This is a genomic window from Rhodococcus sp. (in: high G+C Gram-positive bacteria), assembly GCF_049591685.1.
GTDB lineage: Bacteria > Actinomycetota > Actinomycetes > Mycobacteriales > Mycobacteriaceae > Rhodococcoides.
This window is the reverse complement of sequence record NZ_JBAWFH010000003.1, coordinates 1-2174: the sequence shown is the minus strand read 5'-3', so window position 1 is coordinate 2174 and position 2174 is coordinate 1. Positions and strand designations below refer to the sequence as shown.

Sequence of the window (2174 nt, the reverse complement as noted above, 5' to 3'; positions counted from 1 at the left end):
CAGCGTTCGCGGCGACGAGATCTGCCCGCGCAGGGTTGGAGAAGGCGCCGACGACGCCGTACGCGAACACGGCTGCGTACTCGGCGTCGAGTGCGTCGACCAAAGCCTGCTGTTCCTCGCCCAGCTCGTTCATGCCGACACCAGCATGTACTGAACGGCGCATGCCGCGCTAATGGATCCGAGCAAGCCCGCCCGATAGCCGGACTCGTTCCGCGCCGAGTCGGCTGCGCCGCGCTGTGATTCGCTCAGGAAGGTCGTGAGCTCCGTCGGCGTCGGGGGTGGCGCCGACGATGTGGTGGGCGCGGACTCCGGCGGTGCCTGCGCCGACGTGCTCGCACCGGCAACGACTCCCGCGACGCGGTCGATCTCGGCAACCAGGGCGTCGGCGTGTGCGGTGCGTTCGAACTGAACTGTGCGCAGTACATCTGCGAGCTCCGGGGCGGTTGCGATCGACGCGAGCGCCGCTGCAGCGTCACGTCGTGCAAGGCCCAGGTGCGTGGTCAACGTGTCGACCGTCTGGGCTTCGCCGTCGTCGGAAGAACACGACACGGCGCCTGCCAGCGCTATACCCGTGATCGCTGTGCCGGCACCGAGCTTGAGCGCTGCGCGGCGCGAGAATGGGCGGAGGGTTGCGGACGTCGGCACACTCGACATCGTGCCAGGTGTGTCGGCAATCTCGTGAACCCGCACCTGGTCACGGATGTGGCCGGAGGGCGTTAAGCTGTACGTTCACCGCGGGGCCGATCCGACACAACTGAACGAGGAGTTTTCACCACGATGCCTGTTCCGTCCGAGGAGAGGGTCGTCGCACTTCTCTCCGATCTCGTTCACGACAAGGGTTTCGACCTCGAAGGTGTCACCGTGGTCGCCGCAGGCAAGCACAGCGCCGTCAAGGTCATGGTCGACCGCGACGAGGGTATCGATCTCGACGCGCTTCCCGAACTCAGTCGGGATATCTCTGACGTATTCGACGGGGTGCCCGACTTCGGCGACGCGCCGTACACACTCGAGGTCACCACACCGGGCATAGACCGCCCGCTGACCGAAGATCGCCATTGGCGCCGCGCCCGCGGCCGCATGGTCCGCATCGAACTCCCCGACGAGAAGTTCGACGCCCGCGTCGGGCAGCTCGACGGTGACGTCGTCACAGTGATCACCCGCACCGGGGGAGTGCTTGCCACCCGAGCCGTCGACTCGAGGGACGTCGTCAAAGCGGTTGTGCAGGTGGAGTTCTCGCGACCCAAGGCAGACGAGATGGAACTCGCGGGTGGAGTGGTGCCGGGCAGGCCCGCGCCCGCCGACGAAGACAAGACAGTAGACGTGGAAACACCGGAAGAAGGGTCCTGACAAGTGAATATCGACATTGCGGCGCTCCGCGCCATCGAGGCCGACAAGGGTGTCTCGATCGAGACAGTGATCTCCACCATTCAGACAGCACTGTTGTCGGCATACCGGCACACCGAGGGCCATCAGCCGCACGCGTGGATCGATGTCGACCGCAAGTCGGGTTCGGTCAAGGTGATGGCCAAGGAAATCGATGCCGACGGCAACACCATCTCGCAGTGGGACGACACTCCCGAAGGTTTCGGTCGCATCGCCGCGACGACGGCAAGGCAGGTCATCCTGCAGCGCCTGCGCGACGCCGAGCACGAACGTTCCTTCGGTGAGTACTCCACCCACGAGGGCGAGATCGTCAACGGTGTGATTCAGCGCGACACACGCGCCAACGCCAAGGGCACCGTCATTGTTCGGATCGGAAGCGAGGCCAACGGGGCGGACGGTCTGTTGCCGCCCGCCGAGCAGGTTCCCGGGGAAAGCTACGAGCACGGCGAGAGAATCAAGTGCTACGTCGTCGGGGTGGCCCGGGGTCAGCGCGGCCCACAGATCACCCTGTCGCGGACGCACCCGAACCTCGTCCGCAAACTGTTCGCGCTCGAGGTGCCGGAGATCGCCGACGGTTCGGTCGAGATCATGGCCGTCGCGCGTGAATCAGGTCATCGCTCCAAGATCGCCGTCCGCTCGACCGTGTCCGGTCTCAACGCGAAGGGCGCGTGCATCGGCCCGATGGGACAGCGCGTACGCAACGTGATGAGCGAGTTGGCGGGCGAGAAGATCGACATCATCGACTTCGACGAGGATCCGTCCCGCTTCGTGGCCAATGCGCTCTCGCCGGC

At 65.6% G+C, this 2174-nt stretch carries 4 protein-coding genes; 2 read left to right on the top strand and 2 right to left on the bottom strand.

Annotated elements, in window-relative coordinates; genetic code table 11:
- Together WBQ44_RS00060 and WBQ44_RS00055 are read right to left on the bottom strand one after the other, a co-directional pair.
- Nucleotides 1–133, bottom strand: a 133-nt coding sequence (locus tag WBQ44_RS00060) for a DUF4439 domain-containing protein (protein WP_495564695.1), incomplete at its 3' end; no start/stop codon positions are given.
- A complete protein-coding gene (locus WBQ44_RS00055) occupies nt 130–654 on the bottom strand; it encodes a hypothetical protein (RefSeq protein WP_495564694.1) in 525 nt (174 codons plus the stop codon). The genes WBQ44_RS00055 and WBQ44_RS00060, both read right to left, overlap by 4 nt.
- A gap of 123 nt (nt 655–777) precedes the next feature.
- On the opposite strand from WBQ44_RS00055, the gene rimP reads away from it, so the two are divergent.
- The gene (gene rimP / locus WBQ44_RS00050) at nt 778–1347 is read left to right on the top strand and encodes a ribosome maturation factor RimP (protein ID WP_495564693.1); all 570 of its coding nucleotides are present in this window, start codon (nt 778–780) and stop codon (nt 1345–1347) included.
- A 3-nt stretch (nt 1348–1350) separates the two neighbouring features.
- Nucleotides 1351–2174: NusA N-terminal domain-containing protein (locus tag WBQ44_RS00045; RefSeq protein WP_495564692.1), on the top strand; the 824-nt coding region annotated here is incomplete at its 3' end.

Excerpts from the sequence above, each read along its gene's own strand:
- WBQ44_RS00055 (WP_495564694.1), bottom strand. The coding sequence starts at position 654 with ATGTCGAGTGTGCCGACGTCCGCAACCCTCCGCCCATTCTCGCGCCGC.
- rimP (WP_495564693.1), top strand. The coding sequence starts at position 778 with ATGCCTGTTCCGTCCGAGGAGAGGGTCGTCGCACTTCTCTCCGATCTC.